Source organism: Lysinibacillus sp. NPDC097231 (genome assembly GCF_044761885.1).
Taxonomy (GTDB): domain Bacteria; phylum Bacillota; class Bacilli; order Bacillales_A; family Planococcaceae; genus Lysinibacillus.
Genome location: NZ_JBIWDH010000015.1, coordinates 16,742 through 43,712, shown reverse-complemented (window position 1 = coordinate 43,712; position 26,971 = coordinate 16,742). Strand labels below are relative to the sequence as shown.

At 37.3% G+C, this 26,971-nt stretch carries 27 protein-coding genes; 20 read left to right on the top strand and 7 right to left on the bottom strand.

The window, feature by feature from the left end:
- Positions 1 to 180 precede the first annotated feature (180 nt).
- Entirely contained in the window at positions 181 to 1,062 is an 882-nt protein-coding gene (locus ACIQXF_RS10945; protein ID WP_402782741.1) for a copper amine oxidase N-terminal domain-containing protein, read from the top strand.
- 96 nt (positions 1,063 to 1,158) lie between these two features.
- On the opposite strand, the gene ACIQXF_RS10940 is transcribed toward ACIQXF_RS10945, so the two are convergent.
- Positions 1,159 to 2,154: a M23 family metallopeptidase gene (locus ACIQXF_RS10940; protein ID WP_402782739.1), complete on the bottom strand. Its 996-nt coding sequence runs from the start codon at positions 2,152 to 2,154 to the stop codon at positions 1,159 to 1,161.
- 374 nt (positions 2,155 to 2,528) lie between these two features.
- On the opposite strand from ACIQXF_RS10940, the gene ACIQXF_RS10935 reads away from it, so the two are divergent.
- From ACIQXF_RS10935 to ACIQXF_RS10925, 3 genes are all read left to right on the top strand, one after another.
- Positions 2,529 to 4,424: a PrkA family serine protein kinase gene (locus ACIQXF_RS10935; protein ID WP_402782825.1), complete on the top strand. Its 1,896-nt coding sequence runs from the start codon at positions 2,529 to 2,531 to the stop codon at positions 4,422 to 4,424.
- 169 nt (positions 4,425 to 4,593) lie between these two features.
- Positions 4,594 to 5,757 carry a sporulation protein YhbH gene (gene yhbH, locus ACIQXF_RS10930; RefSeq protein WP_402782737.1) on the top strand — a complete coding sequence of 388 codons (1,164 nt, stop codon included), beginning with the start codon at positions 4,594 to 4,596 and terminating at the stop codon, positions 5,755 to 5,757.
- A gap of 39 nt (positions 5,758 to 5,796) precedes the next feature.
- Positions 5,797 to 7,200: a SpoVR family protein gene (locus ACIQXF_RS10925; RefSeq protein ID WP_402782735.1), complete on the top strand. Its 1,404-nt coding sequence runs from the start codon at positions 5,797 to 5,799 to the stop codon at positions 7,198 to 7,200.
- Positions 7,201 to 7,287: 87 nt separating this feature from the next.
- Here ACIQXF_RS10925 and ACIQXF_RS10920 read toward each other — a convergent pair whose 3' ends face one another.
- Positions 7,288 to 7,668 carry a hypothetical protein gene (locus ACIQXF_RS10920; protein WP_402782733.1) on the bottom strand — a complete coding sequence of 127 codons (381 nt, stop codon included), beginning with the start codon at positions 7,666 to 7,668 and terminating at the stop codon, positions 7,288 to 7,290.
- A 195-nt stretch (positions 7,669 to 7,863) separates the two neighbouring features.
- Between ACIQXF_RS10920 and ACIQXF_RS10915 the strand changes: the two genes are divergently transcribed.
- Positions 7,864 to 8,739 carry a radical SAM/SPASM domain-containing protein gene (locus ACIQXF_RS10915; RefSeq protein WP_402782731.1) on the top strand — a complete coding sequence of 292 codons (876 nt, stop codon included), beginning with the start codon at positions 7,864 to 7,866 and terminating at the stop codon, positions 8,737 to 8,739.
- A gap of 45 nt (positions 8,740 to 8,784) precedes the next feature.
- Here the strand turns inward: ACIQXF_RS10915 and ACIQXF_RS10910 are convergent, their stop codons facing one another.
- Positions 8,785 to 9,171 carry a helix-turn-helix domain-containing protein gene (locus tag ACIQXF_RS10910; RefSeq protein ID WP_402782729.1) on the bottom strand — a complete coding sequence of 129 codons (387 nt, stop codon included), beginning with the start codon at positions 9,169 to 9,171 and terminating at the stop codon, positions 8,785 to 8,787.
- Between the two features lie 220 nt (positions 9,172 to 9,391).
- On the opposite strand from ACIQXF_RS10910, the gene ACIQXF_RS10905 reads away from it, so the two are divergent.
- On the top strand, positions 9,392 to 10,060 hold the full coding sequence (locus ACIQXF_RS10905; RefSeq protein WP_402782727.1) for a restriction endonuclease subunit S: 669 nt from the start codon (positions 9,392 to 9,394) through the stop codon (positions 10,058 to 10,060).
- Between the two features lie 47 nt (positions 10,061 to 10,107).
- Here ACIQXF_RS10905 and ACIQXF_RS10900 read toward each other — a convergent pair whose 3' ends face one another.
- Complete coding sequence (locus tag ACIQXF_RS10900) at positions 10,108 to 11,781, bottom strand: ribonuclease J (protein ID WP_402782725.1); 1,674 nt, start codon at positions 11,779 to 11,781, stop codon at positions 10,108 to 10,110.
- Positions 11,782 to 11,971: 190 nt separating this feature from the next.
- On the opposite strand from ACIQXF_RS10900, the gene ACIQXF_RS10895 reads away from it, so the two are divergent.
- The gene (locus ACIQXF_RS10895; RefSeq protein ID WP_402782723.1) at positions 11,972 to 12,736 is read left to right on the top strand and encodes a DUF2935 domain-containing protein; all 765 of its coding nucleotides are present in this window, start codon (positions 11,972 to 11,974) and stop codon (positions 12,734 to 12,736) included.
- A gap of 49 nt (positions 12,737 to 12,785) precedes the next feature.
- On the opposite strand, the gene ACIQXF_RS10890 is transcribed toward ACIQXF_RS10895, so the two are convergent.
- Positions 12,786 to 13,280 carry a L,D-transpeptidase family protein gene (locus ACIQXF_RS10890; RefSeq protein ID WP_402782721.1) on the bottom strand — a complete coding sequence of 165 codons (495 nt, stop codon included), beginning with the start codon at positions 13,278 to 13,280 and terminating at the stop codon, positions 12,786 to 12,788.
- 134 nt (positions 13,281 to 13,414) lie between these two features.
- On the opposite strand from ACIQXF_RS10890, the gene ACIQXF_RS10885 reads away from it, so the two are divergent.
- From ACIQXF_RS10885 to ACIQXF_RS10860, 6 genes are all read left to right on the top strand, one after another.
- A complete protein-coding gene (locus ACIQXF_RS10885; RefSeq protein ID WP_402782719.1) occupies positions 13,415 to 13,648 on the top strand; it encodes a hypothetical protein in 234 nt (77 codons plus the stop codon).
- 44 nt (positions 13,649 to 13,692) lie between these two features.
- On the top strand, positions 13,693 to 13,902 hold the full coding sequence (locus ACIQXF_RS10880; protein WP_402782717.1) for a hypothetical protein: 210 nt from the start codon (positions 13,693 to 13,695) through the stop codon (positions 13,900 to 13,902).
- Between the two features lie 14 nt (positions 13,903 to 13,916).
- A complete protein-coding gene (locus tag ACIQXF_RS10875) occupies positions 13,917 to 14,114 on the top strand; it encodes a gamma-type small acid-soluble spore protein (protein WP_402782715.1) in 198 nt (65 codons plus the stop codon).
- Positions 14,115 to 14,192: 78 nt separating this feature from the next.
- Positions 14,193 to 14,369, top strand: coding sequence for a cysteine-rich CWC family protein (locus ACIQXF_RS10870; protein WP_402782713.1), 177 nt, complete (start codon positions 14,193 to 14,195; stop codon positions 14,367 to 14,369).
- A 147-nt stretch (positions 14,370 to 14,516) separates the two neighbouring features.
- Positions 14,517 to 15,098: a DUF305 domain-containing protein gene (locus tag ACIQXF_RS10865; RefSeq protein WP_402782711.1), complete on the top strand. Its 582-nt coding sequence runs from the start codon at positions 14,517 to 14,519 to the stop codon at positions 15,096 to 15,098.
- A 264-nt stretch (positions 15,099 to 15,362) separates the two neighbouring features.
- Positions 15,363 to 17,114, top strand: a complete 1,752-nt coding sequence (locus ACIQXF_RS10860) for a protoglobin domain-containing protein (protein ID WP_402782709.1) — start codon at positions 15,363 to 15,365, stop codon at positions 17,112 to 17,114.
- A 95-nt stretch (positions 17,115 to 17,209) separates the two neighbouring features.
- Here ACIQXF_RS10860 and ACIQXF_RS10855 read toward each other — a convergent pair whose 3' ends face one another.
- Complete coding sequence (locus tag ACIQXF_RS10855) at positions 17,210 to 17,818, bottom strand: metallophosphoesterase family protein (RefSeq protein WP_402782707.1); 609 nt, start codon at positions 17,816 to 17,818, stop codon at positions 17,210 to 17,212.
- A 256-nt stretch (positions 17,819 to 18,074) separates the two neighbouring features.
- On the opposite strand from ACIQXF_RS10855, the gene ACIQXF_RS10850 reads away from it, so the two are divergent.
- On the top strand, positions 18,075 to 19,571 hold the full coding sequence (locus ACIQXF_RS10850) for a class I adenylate-forming enzyme family protein (protein WP_402782823.1): 1,497 nt from the start codon (positions 18,075 to 18,077) through the stop codon (positions 19,569 to 19,571).
- A gap of 54 nt (positions 19,572 to 19,625) precedes the next feature.
- Here the strand turns inward: ACIQXF_RS10850 and ACIQXF_RS10845 are convergent, their stop codons facing one another.
- The gene (locus tag ACIQXF_RS10845) at positions 19,626 to 19,769 is read right to left on the bottom strand and encodes a hypothetical protein (protein ID WP_402782705.1); all 144 of its coding nucleotides are present in this window, start codon (positions 19,767 to 19,769) and stop codon (positions 19,626 to 19,628) included.
- A gap of 220 nt (positions 19,770 to 19,989) precedes the next feature.
- Here ACIQXF_RS10845 and ACIQXF_RS10840 point away from each other — a divergent pair, with 220 nt between their 5' ends.
- From ACIQXF_RS10840 to ACIQXF_RS10815, 6 genes are all read left to right on the top strand, one after another.
- Positions 19,990 to 20,967 carry a C39 family peptidase gene (locus ACIQXF_RS10840; RefSeq protein WP_402782703.1) on the top strand — a complete coding sequence of 326 codons (978 nt, stop codon included), beginning with the start codon at positions 19,990 to 19,992 and terminating at the stop codon, positions 20,965 to 20,967.
- 76 nt (positions 20,968 to 21,043) lie between these two features.
- A complete protein-coding gene (locus tag ACIQXF_RS10835) occupies positions 21,044 to 22,276 on the top strand; it encodes a carboxylate--amine ligase (protein WP_402782701.1) in 1,233 nt (410 codons plus the stop codon).
- Positions 22,273 to 22,974: a cysteate racemase gene (cuyB, locus tag ACIQXF_RS10830; protein WP_402782699.1), complete on the top strand. Its 702-nt coding sequence runs from the start codon at positions 22,273 to 22,275 to the stop codon at positions 22,972 to 22,974. Before ACIQXF_RS10835 ends, cuyB begins: the two co-directional genes overlap by 4 nt.
- Before the next feature lie 464 nt (positions 22,975 to 23,438).
- Entirely contained in the window at positions 23,439 to 24,587 is a 1,149-nt protein-coding gene (locus tag ACIQXF_RS10825; RefSeq protein ID WP_402782697.1) for a DEAD/DEAH box helicase, read from the top strand.
- Position 24,588: 1 nt separating this feature from the next.
- The gene (locus tag ACIQXF_RS10820; RefSeq protein WP_402782695.1) at positions 24,589 to 25,818 is read left to right on the top strand and encodes an aminopeptidase; all 1,230 of its coding nucleotides are present in this window, start codon (positions 24,589 to 24,591) and stop codon (positions 25,816 to 25,818) included.
- A 77-nt stretch (positions 25,819 to 25,895) separates the two neighbouring features.
- On the top strand, positions 25,896 to 26,804 hold the full coding sequence (locus ACIQXF_RS10815; RefSeq protein ID WP_402782693.1) for an SGNH/GDSL hydrolase family protein: 909 nt from the start codon (positions 25,896 to 25,898) through the stop codon (positions 26,802 to 26,804).
- Positions 26,805 to 26,971: the final 167 nt, after the last annotated feature.

Sequence of the window (26,971 nt, the reverse complement as noted above, 5' to 3'; positions counted from 1 at the left end):
ATGCCTTTATGCATTTATACCTAGTTTAATGAAAAAGCATTATCTATTAAGTTACATAAATATTGTTTACTCCATAACTGCTAATCTATCAAAGTGGCTTGTGTCTTCCTTTATTATCCATATTTTAGTTTGGATGGTATAATTATTCCGAAAAACAATGCGATTTTAGGAGGGATATGTATGAACAAATGGTTCAAAATAATAGGCTTCGTGATATTTGTGAGCTTTATTGGTAATACTTCAGCAAATGCGGCCTCTTCTACGTCTCTTTTTGTTAACGGTCAAGCTGAGTATGACTTTATTTCGGTTGAAGGAAGAACATTGGTTAAATTAAGGTCTCTGAGCGACCCGTCATGGCCTGTGCTCGCTTATGATCCTAAGACCGGTGTCGTAACGATTCAAAATAAAGATAAGAGTAAGAAAGTACAGCTTGTGGCGGGAAGAAAAACAGCAACAGTTAATGGGAAGGCGATAAAATTAGACGCTGCAGTAGTAAACAAAAACGGTAGCACTTATGTGCCGATTCGTTTCATTAGCGAGACACTTGGCGGTTATGTCTATTACAATAGCAAAGAAAAACGGGTTATTATCCGTACACCTGCGGGACAGGAAGAATACGAGACACTGATGCACGGGGATCTCACGAAGGCGCGTCATATTGCGCTAGGACTTGAAAAACTCACAGAGGAAGCGCCACCTCTTCATTCTGGAGAAGGGTATAATTACTTCTATTACACGTTTCCAGAAGGAGAAGCATTGCGTTTCACGCTGAATCTCGCCGGCTATAGCGATGCTTATTATGAAGTGAATAATGAAGGTCTGGCAGTCATTAAATGGCAGAAGGATGATGTGGCTGAACGAGAGTGGGGAACGAAACCAACCTTTAAAAGCTATGTTTATTTCTTGGACGAGTATATGGGTGGCTTATTCACTTATGGAATTGTAGACGCTCAGGGCAAAGATACGGAGCTAGGAAAATTCAGTCAGGAAAATTGCAACAACAACAATTGCAACAAACTAGTTCTACAAATTGAAGGGGAGAAACGGACGGATCAGAGGTAGAAAGCTTGTGGTCTTATGAAATCACCAGATATATGTAGCAAAAAGAAGGATGGATAAAGTCAATTTTATCTATCCTTCTTTTTTTGTGTGTCACATTTACTGCTTTGCTTTTTTTGCTAGTCGTTCCCATTGCAGTAATGATGGATATGGATCAAATGCCCATTCTGTACGCCCATTAAACTTATAAATCCCGTAGTGAAGATGGGGCGGGAATTTTCCGGACGTTCCTTCTTTACCGTAGCCAGAACTACCAACATAACCGAGAACAGTTCCAGGCTCGACAAAGTCGCCTATTTTAATTTTCTTATTATAACTACCAAGATGGGCATAATAATGGTATGAATTATGATTATCTCGAATGCCTATGCGCCAACCACCAAATTGGTTCCAGCCCTTTATTTCTACTACTCCATAAGAGGAAGAAAGTACTGGAGTACCATAGCTAGCGAAAATATCTGTGCCTTCATGAATACGGCGTCCGCCCCAGCCCCTATTGTCTCCCCATGTACTCCGATAACTGTAATCATAATTAGTAGGGATTGGGAATGTGTGGGCATCAAGCTCAGTTGTTTTGAAATGACTATACATTTTGGAAATGGTAAAGATTTGGTTTACGGCTTGTTCACTTCCGTAATACTCCCATAAAGCTAATTTAAAGTCCTCATCAGTTGTTCCGAATTTACTTAAAAAAGTAGCCATGGAGAAAATAATATCGGCATCATCCTTTGGGCTGGCAACTCCGTCACCGTTGCCATCTAGTCCCATCCCGCCAAAGTAACTAATTGTTTCTGGGCGAGTATCATCTCGTACAGGATTTAAAGCACCTGACCAATATTCATCAGAAAATTGAATGGCAATAGTACCATCTCGCTTTGGAATATCTTTACGAACTGATTGTAGATTTCGTTCATATTGGTCAATGGCTGCTAGGAAATGCCATGGGATAAGCAATTCGTCAAATTGTACGTAATAGGCCATACGTTGCTGCACAATTTCTTCTTGGGTGGGTTCTTCTTTTGCTAATGCAATAGTGGGGAGAGTAAAGCTCCATAAAAAAATCCATGATAGAAGGAATATAAAATGGCGATTCAATAATGGACCTCCTTTCTAATGTTAGAATAACCGAATTTTTTATCTTCATTCAGCACTTTTTGTGGGAAAACAAAGCGGTAGAAATGAGCAATTTTTGTGAAAAAAACAGCAATGACGCTGCCCCAAGGAGTCGCCCAGTTTCCACTCCAATCAACTTGTATTCATGCATAGTTTCAAAAAAATGCATCCCTTATTTTGGTGATGGGCCGAAATGCGTCAGGCGAAATGATTCGTTTTGGCGATAAATTTCTGTTAACATCAGAAAAAAATTATAAGCAATAAGAAGAAACTTCGACAAAGAAAAAGTATTGGGTATCATAATGTCATTTACTTCATACTATGGTATAAATCAAGCCCTGAATGGAGGGAAGGCTATCAACATTTTAGATAAAGTGAAAAGCTATCGCGAAGAAGAAAATCGGCTGAAGTGGGAAGGAACATTTGCAGATTACTTAAACATCATTAAGGAAAGACCTGAAGTTGCTCAAACAGCCCATTCACGCGTCTACAATATGATAAAAAGTGCTGGTGTAGAGGAACGCGATGGGCAAAAAATGTTCGAATTTTTTGGGCAAGAAATTTTTGGGCTTGAAACAGCAATTGAAAGATTGGTGGAAGAGTACTTCCATCCAGCAGCACGCAGGTTGGATGTAAGGAAACGTATTTTGTTATTAATGGGACCAGTTAGTGGAGGGAAATCGACAATAGTGACCTTGCTGAAACGCGGACTGGAGCAATTTTCGCGAACGGATGAAGGCGCAGTTTATGCAATAAAGGGATGTCCAATGCATGAGGATCCACTACATTTAATTCCGCATCATTTGCGTAACGAATTTTACGAGGAGTATGGAATACGAATTGAAGGAAGCTTATCGCCTTTAAATACGATGCGTCTTGAAAAGGAATACGATGGACGTATTGAAAATGTGATGATTGAACGTATTACTTTTTCTGAAGACAAACGTGTAGGCATAGGAACCTTTACACCATCAGATCCAAAATCGCAGGATATTGCAGATCTAACAGGTAGTATTGATTTCTCGACAATTGGAGAATTTGGTTCAGAATCTGACCCTCGTGCTTATCGCTTCGACGGTGAGTTAAATAAGGCGAATAGGGGTATGATGGAATTTCAGGAAATGTTAAAACTGGATGAAAAATTTTTATGGAATTTATTATCTTTAACACAAGAGGGTAATTTTAAAGCAGGTCGATTTGCTTTAATTAGTGCAGACGAGTTAATTGTAGCACATACTAATGAAACGGAATATCGCTCATTTATTTCAAATAAAAAGAATGAGGCGCTACATTCACGAATTATCGTGATGCCGATTCCGTATAACTTAAAAGTGAGTCAAGAAGAGTTGATTTATGAAAAGATGATTAAAGAAAGTGATATGTCTCATGTTCATATTGCGCCGCATGCATTAAAGGCCGCAGCAATCTTTTCGGTTCTCACAAGACTTGAAGTACCGAAAAAGCAAGGTGTGGATCTTATTAAAAAAATGCGACTGTACGACGGAGAAAATGTGGAGGGATTTAATTCCGTTGACTTAGAGGAACTAAAAAAAGAGTTTCCGAATGAAGGCATGAACGGTATTGATCCACGGTATATTATTAATCGTATTTCTTCTGCTATTATTCGAAAAGAAGTACCGTCTATTAATGCGTTAGACGTACTAAGAGCACTAAAAGATGGGCTCGATCAGCATGCTTCCATTTCCCAAGAGGATCGAGAAAAATATATGAATTATATTGCAGTTGCTCGAAGAGAGTACGACGAAATTGCCAAGAACGAAGTGCAGAAAGCTTTCGTTTATTCGTATGAAGAGTCTGCAAAAACACTGATGAATAATTACCTCGATAATGTAGAGGCGTTTTGTAATAAAAATAAAATTTTCGATCCATTAACTGGTGAGGAAATGAATCCTGACGAAAAATTAATGCGTTCCATTGAGGAACAAATTGGCATTTCAGAAAATGCGAAAAAAGCATTCCGTGAGGAGATACTCATTCGTATTTCTGCCTATGCTCGAAAAGGAAAGCGTTTTGACTATAATTCTCATGAAAGATTACGAGAAGCAATACAGAAGAAATTATTTGCTGATTTAAAAGATATTGTAAAGATTACAACGTCTTCAAAAATGCCGGATGAATCGCAATTGAAGAAAATTAATGAGGTTGTAGCAAGGCTTGTCGATGAACATGGCTATAATACAACTTCTGCCAATGAATTATTGCAATATGTAGGTAGTCTGTTAAATCGTTAATTGCTTAAACTATTTGGTGGAAGCATTAAGGTTATAGGAGTGTCCCATTTTAGGGCACTCCTTTTCGCTTCATTTTAAAGCGTAATTCATTTCTCTTAAAAAAGTTCAAGAAAGCGGATTACTAGCATAGTATAGAAAAAGCGAATTTGATAGATGGGTGAGGATAAAAATGACTGAACACGAAAACAAACGCTTTGTCATCTCTCAGGAAAATTGGTCCCTCCATCGTAAAGGGCACCAGGACCAGCAACGTCATATGGAAAAAGTAAAAGATGCTATTAAGAATAATTTGCCTGATTTAGTTAGTGAAGAAAGTATTGTCATGTCCAATGGTCGTGAGGTTATTAAAATACCTATACGTTCACTGGATGAATATAAAATTCGATATAACTATGATAACTCCAAACATGTGGGGCAAGGACAAGGAGACAGTAATGTAGGTGATGTAGTTGCACGTGAGCCCGGTCGAGGCAATCAGGCGAATGGCAAAGGAAAAGAAGCTGGCGACAAGCCTGGCCAAGACTATTACGAAGCGGAAGTAAGCATTGAGGAAATTCAAAATGTGTTATTTAATGAGCTCGAGCTACCCAATCTGCAGCAGAAAGAAAAAGCAGATATTAAAACTGAAAAAATTGAGTTTAATGATATTCGGAAAAAAGGCCTTATGGGGAATGTCGATAAAAAGCGCACGATTCTTAATGCATTAAAGCGTAATGCCATGCAAGGGAAACCAGATATTACACCAATCCATAATGATGATCTACGTTTTAAAACATGGGATGAAGTGGAGAAACCTGAATCGAAGGCAGTAGTCCTTGCAATGATGGATACGAGTGGCTCGATGGGTTCCTTTGAAAAATATTGCGCAAGAAGTTTCTTCTTCTGGATGAAAAAATTTTTGCGTTCTAAGTACGAAACAGTGGAAATTGAGTTTATTGCACATCATACGGAGGCAAAAGTAGTGACGGAAGAAGAATTTTTCACGAAGGGAGAAAGCGGAGGAACTATTTGTTCATCCGCCTATATAAAAGCATTGGAATTAATTCGGGAAAAGTATAATCCTTCTCGCTATAATATTTATCCTGTACATTTTTCAGATGGAGAAAATATTTCAATGGATAATGAAAAATGCTTAAAGCTAGTGGGGGAGCTAATGGATGTATCTAGTATGTTTGGATACGGTGAAGTGAATCAGCATAATCGTTTTTCTACACTTATGTACACATACAAAAAGATAGATGACCCGAAATTTAGGTATCATATTTTGAGAAAAAAAGGTGACGTTTATGATGCTTTAAAAAGCTTTTTCAAAAAAGGTGAAGATGGAAGCTGAAACGCTGTAAACATTCATGTTCAAAGGAGGGGCAGAAAAATGGAGATGCAAGAGCTTCATAAAGCGATTGATGAAATCACTGAAATTGCCTCAGGCTTTGGCTTAGATTATTTTCCAATGCGTTATGAAATTTGTCCAGCAGATATTATTTATACCTTTGGCGCATATGGTATGCCTACACGTTTTTCACATTGGAGCTTTGGCAAGCAATTTCATAAAATGAAGCTTCAATATGATCTTGGACTAAGCCAAATATACGAGCTAGTGATTAACTCGAATCCATGCTATGCATTTTTACTCGATACAAATACGTTAACCCAAAATAAATTAATTATTGCGCATGTCTTGGCGCACTGTGATTTCTTTAAAAATAATGTACGCTTTTCCAATACAAGAAGAGATATGGTGGAGAGCATGACGGCCACTGCTGAACGTATAGCTGGCTATGAAAGAGAGTATGGAAAGGATGAGGTGGAACAGTTTTTGGATGCTATTTTAGCCATTCAGGAACATATTGATCCATCCATTTTACGACCAAAGTTATCTTGGAATACAGAAGATGAAGAGGAAGAGGAAGTTCTTCCAACAAAGTCGCAGTACGATGATCTGTGGAGTTTAGATGACAAAGAAAAAGAATATAAATCGACACGGCGAAAAATAAAGCACTTCCCGCCAAAGCCAGAGAAGGATTTATTGTTATTTTTAGAAGAGCATAGCCGTGAGTTAGAGGACTGGCAGCGAGATATATTAACGATGATGCGTGAGGAAATGCTTTATTTTTGGCCACAATTAGAAACAAAGATTATGAATGAGGGCTGGGCTTCTTTTTGGCATCAACGAATCATGCGTGAGCTTAAGCTTACAACTGCAGAAACCATTGAATATGCAAAATTAAATGCAGGTGTTGTGCAGCCATCAAAAACTTCGATTAATCCTTATTATCTTGGAATAAAAATTTTTGAGAATATTGAAGATCGGTATAATAATCCAACGGAGGAAATGAAAAAGTTGGGTGTGCAGCCAAACTCAGGCCGTGAGAAAATATTCGAAGTTAGAGAGATAGAGTCGGATATTTCCTTTATCAGAAACTATTTAACAAAAGATTTAGCAAAGCAAGAAGATCTTTATTTATTCCAGAAAAAGGGTAATGAATATCGCATTACAGACAAGGATTATAAAATGGTACGGGATCAGCTCGTATCCATGAGAGTAAATGGGGGATTCCCTTATATCGTTGTGAAAAATGGAGATTACCTTCGCAATGGTGAGCTGTATTTAGTACATGGTTATGAGGGCATGGAGCTTGATCCCCACTATTTAGAAAACGTATTACCATACATTCATCAACTATGGGGTCGTCCTGTTCATTTAGAAACCTATGTTGATGGTAAGCCTATGCTATATTCATTTGATGGCACAAAGAATTCTAAACGCAATATTTGAGGTTGAGTCACAGACCTATCCTTTACACAGAAACTTCTATTTGTTGGAATGCAATATTCCTACAGATAGAAGTTTTAATTTTTAACCTTATTCGTTTTCATCTAAGGATGGAGAGACCGCATTCTCCTCTTCATTACTTTCACTGTGGTTAGAGGATGAGTGTAAATCGCTGTCAATCACTCGACTATCTCTTACTTTTATTCCTTGTTGTCCACCAGCTTCATCATTATCGTTACCAGCAATACCGCTTCTGCCATTTCCATCGGCAAATTGAGAATTTATGTTTCTAGTACTTCCATTAATTGCATTTTGACCGCCTTGGTTTGCATTAGTACCTACATCCTTGTTAATTTGCCCCCCACCCTTGGCCCTTTGTTCAATGTGGATATCTGTATTGCCGATGTTAAAAGTAAAATTGATGGTAATATGATTTTTGGATGGGTCCTTTGAATGTTCATTATCAGCCATAGTGTTCCCTCCCTTCATTTCAGTAATACTATTAAGGTATTAATATTTCGCAAACTTACTTGTATATGTAGCCCTGCGATGTATAAATAATACGAGAGGAAAAGATATAAATACTGAAAAACTGCTCCTTATCGTATAAATTTGTTAAAATAAATAGGATTTGAATATTTAAAGAACTGGAACGGTGAATCGACGTTGAGAACATTTAAAAAGGTTTATATAGAAATTACGAGCGTCTGTAATTTAGCATGTAGCTTCTGTCCGCCAACTGCTCGTGCAAAGGGACTTATCAAAGTGGAACAATTTAATAAAATACTGGATGAAATACGTCCTCATACGAGATATATTTATTTGCATGTGAAGGGGGAGCCGCTTTTACATCCACGTATCGATCAGCTGCTTGACGCTGCCCATGCGAAGGGCTTTAAAGTTAATATTACAACGAATGGCACACTGATTAAAAAGAATCGTGAAAAGATACTTGGCAAACCAGCATTACGCCAAATTAATTTCTCTTTGCATAGTTTTGATGGCCATGAGGGTTCGGAAAATCGTGAGAAATATTTAGAGGATATATTAGATTTTGTTCGTGCTTCGAGAGAATATAATACGATTATTTCATATCGTTTATGGAATTTACAAAAGGATCATATATCAGATATTGCGGCCCGAAGAAATCGTGAAACGCTTGAAATTCTTGAAAATGAATATAATCTTGATTATCGTATCGAAGAAAAAGTGCAGCCTGGTAAAGGTGTAAAGATTGCTCATAATGTTTATTTAAATCAGGATCATGAATTCAAATGGCCAAGCTTGCTTGAGCCTGAGGATGAAGGAAAAGGCTTTTGCCATGCACTGAGAAGCCAGGCTGCTATTCTAGTGGATGGTACAGTTGTACCATGCTGTCTAGATGGTGAGGGCGTTATTAATTTAGGAAATGTGCATGAGAAATCCTTCACTGACATTGTGGAGGGAGAGCGTGCCAATAATATTGTTGATGGCTTTTCACGAAGAGAAGCGGTAGAAGAGCTATGTAGAAAATGTGGCTATCGTCAAAAGTTTGGCATGTAACATGTCTGATGTGTCATATTCACTAACAAAACAGCCCCAATGTCATTAACCATTGGAGCTGTTTTTCTTTGATTGAGAATCAATAGTATCTAAAAAATCCTTTGTTATGCGTACTACGTATTTTACCTCATCCAAATTGCGCTCTCTTAGTAATGAGCGATGAATGTCAAGCATGAGGTTCTTTTCTTCAATATCAGTAACACCAGATAATTTTTGAAAATTAAAAAGCTCCTCAGGGGCAATATCTAATGCTTTCATCAGCGTTTCTAAAGTGCTTAAAGTGATATTAGATTGCCCATGTTCAATATTTGAGACTCGACCTTTACTAAAACCTAATTTCCCCGTTCTTTCTGCAACTTCTTCCTGACTAAGACCCTTGGATACTCTAGCGATACGGAGTTGTTCACCTACTAGCTTTAAAAAGTCTGACATAAGATTCACCTCTATGTAAAAAGCTAGTGAAAAAATTTACAAAAGCATATACCATTATAGTAGTATAATAGAGATAATGTTACATTATAATGGTACAATTAAGGGTGATGATTTGTTATTAAGAGAAAAGACTTATGAAAAACAGTGTTGATAATTCTTGAATGGCTTGTTTTGGAGTATACCGTATACCTAATTAAGTGAAGGATTGGAGGTCTCAGGAATGAGAAAGCGTTATCGATTAGGTGAAGTTGCTAAAATTGAAGTAGGAAACATAGTACCAGAGAAGAAGCCCTTTACAAAAGTTGGATTACCTTTTATTACAGCAAAGAATTTAAAGCAGCTAATGCTAGATAATAATATCCATCAATTACCGAAGATTAACGGTGCATTTAAAAAACATTTTATGTGTACAACAGTACCGGCAAAAACGATTCTTCTTACTAAAACGAAGGATACAAATAAACATGTATATCAATGTAAAAATGAAGTATTTATTGCCAATGATATCGTGGCTATTATTCCGAATGAATCGGTTATTTTAAGTGACTATTTATTTCATTTTCTAAAGTGGTATCCAATAAATAAAGAATGTAATTATTTGGATAGTATTACACTTAATATCCCGATGATTGACATTCAATATAAAATGGTACAACTTTTGAATATGATTCAGCTTTTATTAAAAAATAAAGATTCACTAATGACAGCATTAGACGGGCTACCTCAGCATTCTGACCATTTGTTCATGCAAATAGAAAATCATGCAACTAATTTACAAGCTGGGTTTAATGGGGTTCAGTATCTTTATAATGAAATGCTACATAAAATTTTTAAGGGCGAACTCTATACAGAAATGCAAGAGCTTGAACTATTAAAAAATTATCAATAAAGCGATTTAGTCGGTGCAAAGGGAAAAGTACCTTCACACCGGCTATTTTAAATTTCGATAATAACAGGTAATATCATGGGTTTTCTTTTTGTTTGTGAAAAAAGGTATTGACCGACAGCTCTTTTGATTTCTCTTTTTAAAACATGTATTTGCTGCCTACTTTCTTCCTGAAGTTCATTTACCGTTTCTTTAGTAAGGAAATTTACTTTAGTTAGAAGCTCCTCGAAGTCTTTGGCATAAACAAAGCCTCGCGAAATTGTATCAGGTTCTGCAATAAATGCTCCGTCTGCCTTGCTTAACGTTAAAACGATAACAAGCATCCCATCCTCTGAAAGCTGTTTGCGATCACGTAAGACAATCCCTTCAACTTCACCGATACCGATACCGTCAACATACGTATCACCAGAGGGAATTTTACGTGTTTGCCTAGCCTTGGCATTTTCAAAATCAACGACATCCCCATTTTTCATAATAAAAGTATGTCCTCTTTTGACACCCACAGATTCAGCCAGCAAACGATGCTGATGTAACATACGGAATTCACCATGTATCGGAATGAAAAATTTTGGTTTCATTAAAGTAAGCATTAATTTTAAATCTTCCTGGTAGCCATGTCCTGACACATGCATACCTGTGTTGCTAGAGGAGCCATAGATCACCTTTGCACCTAGATGAAACAAATTGTCGACAATGCGTGAAACGCTCTTTTCATTTCCCGGAATAGGGGATGAAGCCAAAATAACTGTATCATCAGGCAAAATTTTTACTTCACGATGATTGCCATTTGCTAAGCGAGAGAGTGCTGCTAATGGCTCACCTTGACTACCTGTACATAGAACGACTACTTCTTCAGGTGGGAGATATTTTACCTCACGTGCATCGATTAACATATCCTCTGGAATGTTTAAGTATCCTCGCTCAAGTGCTACATCTACTACATTCACCATACTACGCCCTAGTAATGCAAGCTTCCTATCTGTAGCAATCGTTGCGTTGACAATTTGTTGTATTCGATTAACATTCGAAGCAAAAGTAGAAATAATAATTTTGCGGTCGGCATGTAAAAATGCTTCTTCAATATGATCACCGACAAGCATTTCTGATGGAGTTAACCCAGGTCTTTCTGCATTAGTACTTTCGGAAATAAGTGCTAATACACCGTTTGTTCCTATTTCGGCCATCTTATGGATATCAGCAAACTGATTATTTACAGGCGTTAAATCAAATTTAAAGTCACCAGTGTGCACTACATTTCCCTCGGGGGTATTAAAAACGATTCCAAGGCAATCAGGTATACTATGGTTCGTTCTAAAGAAACTAACATCAACTTGTCCGAAATTTAAAGATGAATCGGAATGAATTTCTATTAAATCTGTCTCTCTTAAAAGCTTATGCTCTTTCAGCTTTAACTCGATTAATCCAAGAGTAAAACGTGTGGCATAAATAGGTACTTTTAATTTTTTTAAGAGATATGGGATACCGCCAATATGATCCTCATGTCCATGAGTCACAATTAATGCTTTAATTTTTTCTTTATTTTCTAGAAGGTACGTAATATCAGGGATTATTAAATCAATGCCTAATAAGCTTTCGTCTGGAAACTTAGCGCCGCAATCGATAATTAATATATCGTTTTCATATTGTACTACATACATATTTTTCCCAATCTCATTAATTCCACCTAGCGCAAAAATAGATAATAAATTGTCTTTCGTGGACAAGCGTATTCCCTCCAAACAAATTTAAAATTTTAATAATAATTGAATCTGCTTCAGCATTATGTAGTATTGCTTTAAGGGTTTCATCCTATACGGAGGACTAAGCGATAGGCATAATTTCACAGAGCATTAATATTGGATTATATAGAAGAATAAAATAGAGGAACGTAAAGAACAAAGGAGATGTGACTGCTTGTCGAATTACGTGCAGCATGCAGTATTTGAACATAGGTTTTGGCTAGGGATACTGAAAGATCATTCTCAATTCATTCATGATTCATTGTATCCATCAGAGAAGGAGGAGATTGCAAGAGCAAGCTCATTTATTCAGCAATTTTCTCAGCTTCTTGCCTTTGTCAATTCGTTAGATGCTACGAATACAGTTTCCTTTACGCTAACTGTCGATGAGAATGTAGAACAACTCAAGCAATTTAAATTTCATATCCTTAGAAAACAATTAATAGGAGATATTAGTATTCATCTTCCCCCTACATTTATCAATCATATGGTAAATGAATTAGAGGAATATCAAAATGTCCTAGCTTACCTGAAGAAAGGGGAAGTCCCGCCAATCTTTCATGAGCTACATCATCATTTAGTTTGGCTTTTAGATGCATCAGGACATGCTGGCATCATTCATGACGATTTGGATGGAGTAGAAAGAAGATTGAGGCAAAAAAGTAATACCTTTGCTCAACATTTTGAACAATTTTATTTAAAGGCTGTAGAGTTAACGGGATATTTGCGTTCAAATATGCAATCATTCCCCGCATTGAATCGCTTTAATCAGGATGTAGAGCTAGAAATGAAATTATTTCAAACCTTTTTACGTGAGTTAGAAGAGATGGAGCTAAGTGCTGAAGTATTAGGAACATTTACAGCTCTAATGGCGGATCATATGCTAAGAGAGGAGCAATATTATTTATCGAAGCTTGCACAAGCTATAAGAGAAGAATAATTAACAAAGGCTACCTTGCTGCACTGAGAAAAGATAGCCTCTTTTGACTTTAAGGATGAATAAAAACGCCAGTACCGATCGGAATAATGCTTGCAAGCTCTTCGACGTCCTTATTATGCATACGAATACAGCCACGTGAGACAGCATGACCGATAGAGCTTGGATCATTGGTTCCATGAATACCGTAATGCTCTTTAGACAAACTCATCCACATTGTACCAAACGGACCACCAGGGTTTGGATCCTTATTAATGATTATAAAATTGCCGATTGGTGTATCATGTAGCATCCTACCAACTGCGATTGGATATTGCTTTTGAAGAATATCATCCTTATATAATCGTAGCCAACGATTTTCCGTAGAAATATCAATTTTATAAGGGAGAGTATTTGGATTAGGGAACCCTGGGATTATAATTTGTTGTCCGATATAAAGGACATTAGGATTTATCCCAGGATTAGCGGCAATTATGGACGATAGTGGTGTACGATAATTTCTGGCTATTTGAGACAGCGTTTCTCCTGCTTTAACTGTATGAATCAAATTCATCACCTCCAATGTAATTTCTTCTTTAATATAGGGTATGCGAAAAAACAGGCAATGGGATAGCAACTGCAGGTAATTGGATATGATAAGCAGTAACAACACATATCCAGTAATCAAGGAGCTATTAATAAATGAAAGAGTTTAAAATTACTTATTTCTTTGATGAAATGCATTATGTTAGAAGATTTATTCATATCGAATCACAGGAAAAAGCAGAGGCATTGGTTAGAAATGAGCGAGATCAGTATATCTCCTTTACAGATAGTAGAGGGATATATCATGAACTGCATACAAGAAATGTTCGGGTTATACAAATATCTGAGTATCACCGTATCGATAAAAATGCAAAAACGAAAGGCACATAATTAGCCAGACATTTCACACACTATCTGTAAAGGAGTGTGAAATAATGGACATAGAAAACATACCACATAAGAAAAAAATTTTTATGAATTTAGCAAGTAAGGATAAACCAGACATGGTTGAATCAGATACGATAAGTCTTTTCGACTTACACGAAGATATGCAAACGGTTGATGCTATACCTGTTGAGGAGCTTAATAAAAGAGTTGAACGAGAAGGCGACGAATTAATCGAATTGCAGCCTGATGAATTATAGGAGGTAGTAATTGCATGAATGAACGTAGTGATGCTCAGTTTACTTCTTCCGGAACAGATATTAATGAAGTAAAAAGAAAAAATGCTGAAGCAGGTTTATCTTATAACGACGTGAAAAAGCTACTAGCCCAAAGTGGTGGTTATGGTACAGCAAAATATAGTGATACAGACACTGAAGAAGTAAAGCAACAGATTCATGGGAAAGAGCAATAAGCTATTTTAGGAGGAGTGTGAAATTGGTACTCCTCCTTTTTTAATTTACACTGTAAAGTAAATAGAGGAGGTGAAAAAATGGAGAAAAATCGTTGTCCACTATGTAGAAAAGAAAATCATTGTGGGGTAGCTAAAGGGCAAAAGGAGTGCTGGTGTATGACTGAAAGCTTTCCTGAGAAAATTTTTGAAGAACTAACTCAAAAGCAAAATAAATGTATTTGTCAAAAGTGCCTCGATACATATAAAGACATTTAAGGTGTGGCAAAAGCACCTAATCAACCATAAAATATTTCTATCGTTGTAAAATAACAATGAAGGAATAAATGATTATCAGTTGGTACAATTGTCTACCGCACAGCTACCTATCAGGCATACATTACTCTGAAAGGAGGAGTGTGTCTAATGACTAAACCAATTGAACTCAGTAATGTAACAAAGGTGTATTTAGAAGATTATCAAAGGATTCTCGATAAAATGATACAGGGCATGACCTATGTGACAATTACATGTAGTATATCTGAAAACTTTATAAAACAAATACTACCGCATCAAGTAGCCGCTATAAAAATGTCAGAAAATGTTTTGCGATTCACAACTAATATATTCGTACAAAATCTTGCATTAGAAATAATAGAAACAACGACTGAGATTGTTGAATGTCTGGAAGCTATTCAAAATAGATGCTGTATCGTTCAAAATTCAGAATATGAATTGTACGACTATATGTGCGCATATAAAGAAATAACTGAAGCTATGTTCAAAGCAATGAGTCTACCACCAGTTTCTAATAATATCAATATAAACTATCTTCGAGAAATGATTGTTCACCATCAAGGAGGAGTACGCCTGGCGCAAAACGCTTTAAGATTCTGTGTGTGTCAGGAATTAATACCAATCCTTCGCAACCTGATTCAAACGATGTGTGATCGAATTTGTGAAATGGAAAAATTACTCGATGCTTTAAAGGATTGCGAGAATTGCTAGTAATAAAAACGCTAAAGTCGAAAGCGATTTTAGCGTTTTTGTGTTGAATACGATGAGTAATAGTAAAATGAAAAATTGTCTATCGAGTGTACAAAACTAAAAGAATACGTAAATATTGTTTAGGGACCCTATGCTTACTTTTGGATTATTGGTAAAATATATATGTTTTATTAATTGGTACTAAATTCATAATACAATGAAAAAAACGATTTATAAAAATTGGGATGGTTGAAATGTACTTTAAAAAAAGGGGAGTGGGGCATCGTGTTCAAAAGAAAGAAAGTTAATCAGTCCTATGATTATTTCTCTGCCGCAAAAAATTCAGATATTGAGACAAATGAGCGTTTTAAAGAAAAATTGGATTTCTTAGCTTTATCTAGAATCCGAAGGGAATCTGTTAGTTTCTTACGTAAGATTTATGAAGATAATCGAAAAGATATATTGGATAATTTTTATGACCGCTTATTAGAAATACCGGAGTTTAACAAAGTTATTCATACACATTCAACGGTCGAACGATTAAAAGGATTATTCGATTCTCATTTTATTAGCTTGTTTGACGATAAGTTGGACCTTGATTATGTCTTCAAAAGACGGAAAATTGCCTATATTCATGCGCGAATAGGTGTACTGCCAAACTGGATGATTTCTGCATACACGCTCATTAATCAATTAATTATTCCATTGATTGTGAAGGCGCTATCAAGTGATCAAGAGAAAATGCTTGATGTATTACTGTCTTATGATAGTTTGGTAACGATTGACCAACAAATCATTCTAGAGACTTACATTGAAATTCAAGCAGGTTCAGTCGTTAATGGCTTAGGCGAAATTATTACATATAATACGCAGTTAGATTCAATTAAGGAGCTTATTGAATTTCAAGATATTCAGCAAGAAGAAATTATTGCAGTGGATAACTCTATGCACGATTTAGATACAAGTATTGAAGAAATTGCGGCATCTGTTGGAGACATCTCAGAACATACGAAGCATGCTTTGAAAAAGTTAAACCAAGATTTAGAATCGTTGCAACAGGTATCGACCATTTTACAAACGACCGACGAAGGACATAAATCTATGCAAGCGGATATTGACCGCTTAGTTGAGCGCGTTAATAGTGTAGCAAAATTGATGGAGTTAATTAAAAGGATTGCAGACCAGACGAATTTACTGGCCCTAAATGCTTCTATTGAGGCAGCTCGTGCAGGGGAAGCTGGGAAAGGTTTTGCTGTTGTGGCAGAGGAAGTTCGGAAACTAGCAGATGATACGAGTACTTCCGTGAAATCTATTCATACTGACATTCAAGAATTACTTCATATTACGAATAATATTAGTACTTTAACGAATCAATTTTCACAGGATTTGCACCAAGGTGTTACTGATACGTTGCATATTTCTCAAACGCTTACCGAATTAAATAAAAATTTACAGCAGCAAGGTGCACGTTTTGAGGAAATCGCTACGACAACTAAGGCACAGGCCGTATCTGCGACAGATATATCGGAGCGCAATCGAAATATTACGGAGAGCATGCAAAAAAGTAAGGTTATTGTCTTTGATATGGGTTCTGCGATTTACAAACTAAGTAAGATGATTGATGGTTATCGTTCATCGACTATTTCTAAAAACTTTATTATTAGTCAAGAGGATATTATTGAACTAGCAATTACAGATCATTTATTGTGGCGCTGGAAAATCTATAATCTATTATTAGGGTTTGAAACGATGACGGAGCAGGATGTCGGCTCACCGCAGGAATCTCGACTTGGGGAATGGTATTACGGCACAGGGAAAAAGCTATTAAATAAAGAGAGAGCTTATGTAGAATTGGAGCGTCCTTTTATCCATGTTCATGAAATTGCGAAAAAGGCCGTACAGGAATACAATCGAGGCCATAAAGAAGAAGCAGAAAAATACTTAAAAGAAATAACAGAAGAATCGTACGTCGTTATAGACAAACTAAAAGAGTTAAAGCAAATTTTATTAAACGAGAAAAAACAATATATCCATTAATAGAAAAGGGGCTTCCTAAATAGGAAAGCCCTTTTCTGCCGAGCAAAAGTATTCAACTTTCGGCTTCAAGTATACTATGTAGACATGCGAAAAAACTATAGTGGCACACTAACCTTATCATTTGATGGAGCGACCATAAATGTTACTGTTCGTTTTTCACTATCGTACAAACACCATTCACGGTGATCAACCACTGACCCGACATTGATGCCATACTGCTTTTCTTGTAATGCTATCGGTTGACCAAAGTGAATACGAATCGGCAGCTTTTTATTTCCACGATAAAGGCCAGATTCATGACTATGTCCAAAGAAAAGAAGCGGTTTTTTGAATGGAGGAAATTTCGGCTGCCATGTCACACTCCATTTAAATTGATGTCCGTGCATAAGTGTTGCACCATCTATTTCCATTGTTTCAGGTAACTCTGTAAAACGCCTGATGCCTGTTACACGTGTAATACGTTCTTCCTGATTACCCCGAATAGAGGGAAAAGTAAGTAAATTTTCAAAATCATTATCCACAATCGCAGCTTTTTGTAGTGGTAACCCAGACATCGTTTGAGCTTTTTTCTTACTTACCGTACATTCATATAAATCGCCTAATCCTATAACTTTTGCTTCATTTGCAGTTTGCTGAATATGAGCTAACACTGCCTTAGTATCTTCTATATTAGAATGTAAGTCTCCTAATAGTGCGTACAGCATTTTAACCCGGCCTTTCCTAAAAATAATTGTACAAATATCATACACCTAACAGAATTTGATAGAAAAGTAAAATGTATAAGTATATTTTGTTACATTGTGGTCATATTTTCGTATGTGTAGAAAAATTGCCAACTAATTTATAGCTTGTTAGAATATAATCATAATTTTCTGAAATTTGTATCGTGATAAATTTGCTTTTTGGGATGGCTCTACACGATTTCAGAGTTATGAATATTAAAAATTTGGGGGGCTTATGATGACGATGTTAATGACAGATATCCTGCGAAACTATGCTACGCAACAACCTAAGGGGGTTGCAACGTTATATGATGGAAAAAAGCTGACCTATAGTGAGTTTTATAAAAATGCTGAAATACTCGCAGCATACTTACAAGAGCAAGGTTTTGAAAAAGATGATGTAATTGCATTATACACGCTCAATTCAGATTTATTTCTAGTAGCTTATATCGGTGTTCAGTTAGCTGGCTATGTTGTCATGCCTATCAATACAAAATTAGCGGCTCCAGAGGTTGAATTTATTTTTAATCATTCACATGCAAAAGGACTAATTTATGACGAAAGATTAGAGGATATACTTACGGATATTCCTTATTCATTCCAACATATTGTAGGATTTGAAGATATGAAAGATGTCATCAAGAGCTATGATGGTCCAAGGCAAACCATCAAATTGGAGCCTAATGATACAGCAGTTGTTATGTATACTTCTGGGACGACAGGTAAACCAAAAGGGGTTATGCTTACACATCAAAACATTGTATCAACTGCAGCTATCTGGTCGTCATCTATGACTATGACCAATGAGGATAGAATGTTTATTTGTACACCTTTATTTCATTGTGCTGGACTTCATGTATTTGCAATGCCAATGTTTTTTAAAGGCGGTACAGTTGTGATTGAGGAAGCTTTTTCACCGACGAATACATTAGAGCAGCTGGCCAAAACGGATGCGACAATTTTCTTCGGCGTTCCGTCCATGTATACCATTATTCTAAATACACCTGGGTTTAAGGAACAAATATTTAAAAATTTACGTTTATTATGTTACGGGGCAGCTCCTATGCCTTATGAGCTCGTGAAGCAGGTGAAAGAGGCATTCCATAATATAAAGGTACAAAATCTATATGGTCAAACCGAAAATTCTCCTGCGGCCACTTCCCTTTTAGATACAGATGCATTAACAAAGATTGGTTCGGTAGGAAAGCCATTGGCACAAACAGAGGTATGTGTAGTGGACAGCTTTGGAGAGCCTATGCCAGCAGGTGAGGTAGGAGAGATCTGCGTAAAAGGACCTCAGGTAATGAAAGGCTATTTACGCAATCCTGAAGAAACAGCTAGAACAATTAGAGATGGCTGGCTCTATTCAGGAGATCTAGGGCGTTTTGATGAAGAAGGCTATCTCTATATTGTTGATAGGAAAAAGGATATGATTATTCGAGGCGGCGAAAATATTTATCCTATCGAAGTAGAAGAGGTTTTATATCAGTTGCCAGAAATTTTAGAGGCAGCAGTAGTAGGTCTACCTCATGAAGTATATGGGGAAGTACCGAAAGCATTTGTTGTACTGAAGGAAGGAAAAAACCTTGATGAAGAGGCAATATTGGCCTATTGTCAAACAAAGCTTGCAAAATATAAAGTGCCACAAGAGATTGAGTTTTTAGCAGAATTACCTCGCAATGCCTCGGGCAAAGTTTTGAAGCATACATTACGTCCTAAAGTAAGCACACACTAAAATTTATTATACCGTTAGAGAATGCGTGCATATCAATGAAACAAGCTCCTTTCGCTAGTTGAGTGAATTTTCTACCGCATCAAGATCAATTTCGCCTTGGCGTAATTGTTGCTGCCGCTTCGCTTTCGCACAGATAAACAATGCGTCCGGATTTTGAATTGTGCCCGCACAATTCATTCCTTTGAAAATCCGTGACATCCGCCGGAGGCTTTATCTTCATTCAGCAGGTGTTTGGACACCCACTGGAAAAGTAATTTAAATCGCATTCATCTCACCACCTGTAGAGGTGGGAGTCTTCTGCTGAATGAAGATAAAATAGGAACGTCTATTAAAAATTAGCGTATAATAGAGTCTACGACAAATGGAAATAATAGAATTGAAGTGTTTGTCTTCAAATGGGATAGGAGCGGAATTTGTCTTGTGGACGAGGTATAAACGCCTTTTACTAATAGGTATTTTAATGATCATGCTACTTTCAGGCTGTGATTTTCCTCAGCAGAAAGAACAAAAAAGTGAATTAACAGTTTTAACGGTTGAGTTTAATAGTGGTGCACCCATTCCCAACCTTTATATAACTGTCACTGATGTCGAGACAGGTAATGTAGTGGAGGATGTGGTTGGCTCTGAAGAAGGAGAGGCAGTATTTTCGAAACTTGTAGATGGGCAGGAATATACTATTGCAGCAACTACGCTTGAAAATAGTACGAAAAAAGATGGCTATACGACAATCGAAAATTTTACGTATGATGCGACGAAGCCGTATTATCGTTTGCAGACTCATTTCTCAAGGGACGAACAGGAGCTAGATGTACCAGTTGTTAAGCAAAATCCTGAACTACCACATGGCTGTGAAATTACATCGTTGACAGCTGTCTTAAATTATTATGGTATAAATGTTACAAAACTTGAAATGGCTGATACGTATTTACCGAAGCAAAAAATTTACACTTCAGGCGGACGACGCTTTGGTCCAAATCCAGACAATGCATTTGCAGGTAATCCTCGTGAGAAAGCGCATGGTATGTATGTCTTTGCAGCTCCTATTGTAAAAGCAGCAGAGGCAGTAATAGCAGATCAACAGGCAGATTTACGTGTCACAAATATGAGTGGTGCCTCTCAAGATAAAATTTTACATCTTATCCAAGATGGGGTACCAGTTGTGACATGGGTTACACTGGATTTATCGACACCAAAAATGAGTCCCGCTAAAGGCTGGATATATGAAGGTAAAACACATGATGCTTATTTGAACTTACACGCTGTTGTGTTAACTGGGCATTTAGGCGATAAAGTAGTAGTTATGGATCCATTAAAAGGCTTTGTAACATACAATGTGGACCAATTTTTTAACAGCTATCGAGAGTTAGGATCTAAAGCTGTAGCTGTTCATAAATAGATTAATAGCACGAGTAATAAAGATTTTAGGGGAAGTATGTTACACTAAGAAAAAAAGTTAAAGTGAGTTGAGTAGAATGGCCATTGAGCACGCTTTTTTACCGGTTTTATTAGGAGATGAAATGAATGCTTACGGTATGGCAAGAGCATTTTACGAGTCCTATGGGGTTAAACCACTTGCATTGAATCATACGAATATGGAGAAGATACAACAGAGTGATTTATTGACATTCCGTGAAGTACCAAGACTCCATATTGAAGAACGATTTGTAGTTGCTTTAAAGGCAATTGCTGAGGAATTTTCAGGTAAAAAATTATTGTTATTAGCCTGTGATGAATTTTATGTAAAAAAAATTGTACAACATAAAGAGGAGCTGGCTGGGTATTTTGTCATTCCTTACGTTGATGCTCCACTTGCTAATCAGCTCTTAACACGTGAGAGCATGTATGAACTTTGTACGGAGTTTGGCTTTCAATATCCAGCAATGCATGTCTGTACGGTCAATGACTATGAGGAATATAATATACCTTTTGAGTATCCAGTTGTCATTAAGCCAATGAATATGACAAAATACGCTACATGTATTTTCCCCGGGAAGAAAAAAGTCTATATTGCATATGATCAAGAAGAAAAGGATGCAATTTTCCATGCCATTTATAAAGAATCTGCATATCGAGATGACTTAATGATACAGCAATATATTCCTGGTGAAGATGCTAACATGCGCGTCGTCAATGCTTATGTTGGACAAGATGGTAAAGTAAAGCTACTTTCAGTAGGTAATCCAATTTTAGAGGAGCATTCTCCGGAAGGTATTGGTCGCTATGTAGCAATTATGACGACATATGATAAGACATTAATGGATGATGTGAAATCTTTCCTTGAGGCGATCCAATTCCAAGGGTTTGCCACGTTTGATATGAAATACGATGAACGTGATGATCAATATAAGCTTTTAAGTATTGAATTACATAATGAGCTTTCGAATTATTATGTGACAGCAAGTGGCTATAATTTAATGCAATATGTTGCCGATGATTTCATTCGTGGAAGCAAGCAACAGCTAACTTGTGTACAGAACAAGCATCTTTGGACAATTGTGCCTAATGGTGTACTCTTTAAATATGTACAAAATGAACAACTTGTGATAGAAGCGAAAAGCCTTATTCGCCAAGGATTAGCAACTGACTCTATTTTTAATTATAAGGATATGAATGCAAAACGTTGGTTGAATGTAACACTTGATAATTTAAGCTTTTACCGCAAATATAAGAAATATTTTAACAACAAAGGTCTGTCTAACTCATGAAAAAACAAACTTTAGGTATAATTGGTGGCGTTGGTCCACTTGCAACAATGTTTATTGGCGAAATGATAGTAAGACGTACAAAGGCTGCAAAGGATCAGGAACATTTGCATACAATTATTGATAATGATACGAATATTCCTGACCGTACTGCCTTTATTTTAGATGATACAAAAGAAAATCCAGTTCCAGTAATCATCGCGGATGCCAAAAAACTTGCTTCAGTTGGAGCTGATATGATTGCCATTCCGTGTAATACGGCACATACTTTTTATGAAGATATCATTGAAGGTTCTCCGGTTCCTGTTCTACATATGATCCGTGAAACTGCGAAGCGTGCATATGATTTAGGAGCAAAGCGTGTTGGCATTTTAGCGACAACAGGTACATTGACTTCATGTATGTATCAAGATGCATTAGAGGAATACGGCATTACACCAGTAGTCCCAGACGCTAAGATGAGAGAAAAAGTTATGTCAGTTATTTACGATTATGTAAAGGCTGGGAAGGATGTCACACAGGATAATTGGCAGCCGATAGAAGAGGCAATGCTCGCACTTAATTGCGATCGTATTGTATTAGGTTGTACAGAATTATCTATCGTTAATCGAGATCTAAAATTAAGTGATATATACATTGACTCGTTAATTGTTTTAGCAGAATGTGCTATTTTAGCATGTGGCTATGAGATAGTAGATTAACAATTAAATTATCCAGATAAAAATCTGCTCGCTTTTCGCGGGTAAGCCTCAAGCCATCAAAGGAGCGCAAGTGTCTGCGAGGGCTTGAAAGGCTTACAAATTCCGTGTATGAGTCGTGCAGATTTTTTAATTGAAGATAAATTAATGTAACGATTATCTTCATTCAGCAGAAGACTCCCACCTCAGCAGGTGGTGAGATGAATGCCAGTATAGCCTTTTTTCGGTGGATGTCTAAACAACTACTGAATGAAGATAAAGCCTCCGGCGGATGTCACGGATTTTCAAAGGAATGAATTGTGTGGGCACAATTCAAAAATCCGGACGCATTGTTTATCTGTGCGAAAGCGAAGCGGCAGCAACAATTACGCCAAGGCGAAATTGATCTAATGGTTTAAGTACATATGAAGATGGAACATGCTGAGTGTGTTAAACTAGTGTCAAGCAGATAGAAGGTGGGAATTTACATGTCAGTAATAAACTTATTAAACGAAGAATTACAAGCAAAATGGAAATTTGCAGAAGCGATGAAAATTCAAGAAGAAATGATTCCAGCAATGCTTGAGGGTAAAGATATTGTAGCTGAATCTCCGACAGGTTCGGGAAAGACTCTAGCCTATGTGTTACCTTTATTAAATAAAGTAAATGGCTCAAAAAAACAAACACAAGGACTAATCGTAGCCCCGTCACAGGAGCTAGCTATGCAAATAGTAGAGGTTATCCGCGAATGGACTGCAGGATCCGATATTACTGTTCAGCAACTAATCGGGGGTGCAAATTCTGCGCGTCAAATCGAAAAGCTAAAGAAAAAACCGACAATAGTTGTTGGGACACCAGGACGATTAAATGAATTAGCTCGTGCAGGAAAGTTAAAGCTTAAAGAAATTGAAACAGTCATTTTAGATGAGTGTGATCAGCTTCTTAGCCGTGAATATCGTGTTGTCGTAAAATCCTTTATCGAAGGTTCAGCGTATGGGCGACAAGTAGTTGTTGTTTCAGCAACCATTACTGAAGAAATTGAATTAGTGGCTAGCCGCATGATGTTCGAGCCAGTGCGCTTTAAAATTAAGCCTGAGGATATGTTAAAGGTCGGTAAAGTCGTGCACTCTTTCGTAAAGGTGGAGGAGCGTGATAAAACAGATTTTCTGCGTCGACTATCACATACAGAAGGTTTACGTGCACTAGCATTTGTCAATAATATTGACCAATTGCTGATGAAAGAAACAAAACTACAATACCGTTCAGCCCCAATTGTGACATTACATTCTGATATGAAAAAGGAAGAACGTAAAAAAGCTTTAGATGCATTCCGTAAAGGGGAAGCTCGTATATTAATTGCAACAGATATTGCTGCACGTGGTTTAGATATCGCAGGTTTAACACATGTTATTCATGTCGATGTTCCACGAACAATTGAGCAGTATTTGCATCGTTCAGGTCGCACTGGTCGTGCTGGAGCAGATGGTGAAGTATTGACGTTATTATCTTATCGTGATGAGAAAACGTATAAAAAATGGACGAGAGAAATTCCTGGCAAGCCAGTGCAAAAGGTATGGCATGATGGCGAACTAGTGGAAGGGAACTCCAAAACAATTGTACAGAAGCGAGGTAAATAATATGACGTTTGATGACAAATTACAAGCATATGCAGAGCTTGCGGTAAAAGTTGGTGTCAATATTCAGCCAGGACAATACTTGTTAATAAATACATCAGTAGATGCACTGGATTTTGCTCGTTTAGTTGTGAAAGAGGCATATAAGGCTGGGGCAGGTCGTGTTCATGTAAACTTCTCTGATGGTGAAATGGATCGCGCTTATTTTGAACATGCTTCAGAAGAGGAATTTAACCGTTTCCCTGAATGGGTAGTCAAAATGCGTGATGAGCTTATCGAACGAAAAGGGGCACTATTATGGATTGATGCTGCGGATCCAGACAAATTAACAGGTATTCCTGCAGAGCGTCTAGCAACACATCAAAAGGTATCAGGGGCTGCACTGAAAAATTATCGTAACGCTGTGATGAAAGATTTAATAGCTTGGTCGATTGTTGCCGTGCCTTCACCAAAATGGGCAGCGAAAGTATTTCCGAAACTAGCTGCAGAGGAACAAGTACCAGCATTATGGGAGGCAATTTTTAAAACGGTTCATATCGGTGAAGGCAATGCTATTGAAAACTGGCATGATCATGTAGCTAATTTAGAATCTCGTGCAGCGCTACTTAATAGTAAAAAATATGCAAAGCTTCACTATACAGCGCCAGGTACTGATTTAACAATTGCGTTAGCCCCACAACATAAATGGCTTACTGGTGGTAGTAAAACGCCAAATGATACTGTCTTTATTGCTAATATGCCAACAGAAGAGGTTTACACGTTACCATTGAAGCAAGGTGTAAGTGGATATGTTAGTAATACAAAACCATTAGTTTACCAAGGGAATATTATTGATGGCTTTAAACTGACATTTGAAGAAGGTAAAATTATTAAGGCTGAAGCACAGGTAGGTCAAGATTTATTACAGGAGCTTATTAATGTAGATGAAGGCTCTTGCTATTTAGGTGAAGTAGCACTTGTACCTCATGAATCACCAATTTCAGCATCAGAGATTTTATATTTTAATACATTATTTGATGAAAATGCATCGAACCATTTAGCAATTGGTGAGGCTTATCCAACTTGCTTAGAGGGTGGCAGAGATTTGGAAAACGGACAGCTCGAAGCATTAGGGGCCAATATTTCTGTAACACATGAAGATTTTATGATTGGCAGTGGAGAGATGGACATTGACGGTATTTTACCAGATGGTACTGTAGAGCCAATTTTCCGCAAAGGAAGTTGGGCGTTTTAAATTTTGGTGTTGTGAAAGTTAAAGCCTCCGGACACAATTTTGCCGAGGCATAATTGATAGGTAAATGGGGTGAACAGATGAAACGAATATTGAGCTTAATAGTTACAGCCGTGCTTACAATGACAATTGCTGTTTCATCTGCTTTTGCTCAGACGGAAAACTATGTAGCTATCGGAGATTCCTTGGCAGCTGGTCAAACACCTTATCAACAGATTGATGCAGGCTATAGTGATTTGATTGCCTTAAGATTGGAAAGTACTAGGCTATTAAGTTTTTATACGAAGGAGCTTGCTTTCCCAGGCTTTACAACGGCTGATGTCTTGAAACGGGTAAAGTCAGAGGAAGTAAGTGACTTATTAGCTGATGCCACACTTATTACAATTTCGGCAGGTGCTAATGATTTACTACGCCTTGTGCATGTCAATCCAACTGCCGGTACTTTAACCTTTTCCCAGCTACAAACGGATTATGCATTAAATGTAGCCAGAAAAAATATGGTGGAAATTTTAGAAGAGTTGAAAGTACGGGCACCCAAAGCAAAAGTCTATGTGATGGGCTATTATTTTGCTTATCCAAATGTACACGCTTCGCAAAAAGAAGGAACAAATACACAGCTTATAAAGTTAAATATGATTTTACAGCAACAAGCAGAGTATGCTGGTGCATCTTATGTGGACGTCTACGATGCTTTTAGCATAAACGCGACAAACTTTTTGCCTAATCCCTTTGATGTACACCCGAATTTTGAAGGCTATCGTCAAATGGCAAACGCATTTTTACATGAATATAGTGGAAGTAATGCTTTAGCAATTTCGTCAAACGAATTGCCGAAGCCTAATCCGATGTCATTTGAGCAGATTTTAGCAAAACAAGGGAATGCTGAGCAGAAACGACAGGCAGAAAAAGAAAAGCCTAGCCCCACTGCACGCGTTATTCAAGGCTTCAAAGGTTATGCTGCGTTTATAGAAAAGGCAAGAGCTATTTAACATCTTTCAGCAGGTGTTTGGACACCCGCTGAAATAGAGGAACTCAGGCTAAGAACACCATGTCCTGTGAAAACGGCTGAGTCATCGTGTTGTTGCTGTCGCTACGCTTTCGAACAGACAAAACCATTTTGCTAACGCTACGCTTTCGCACAAAAAACATCTGCATG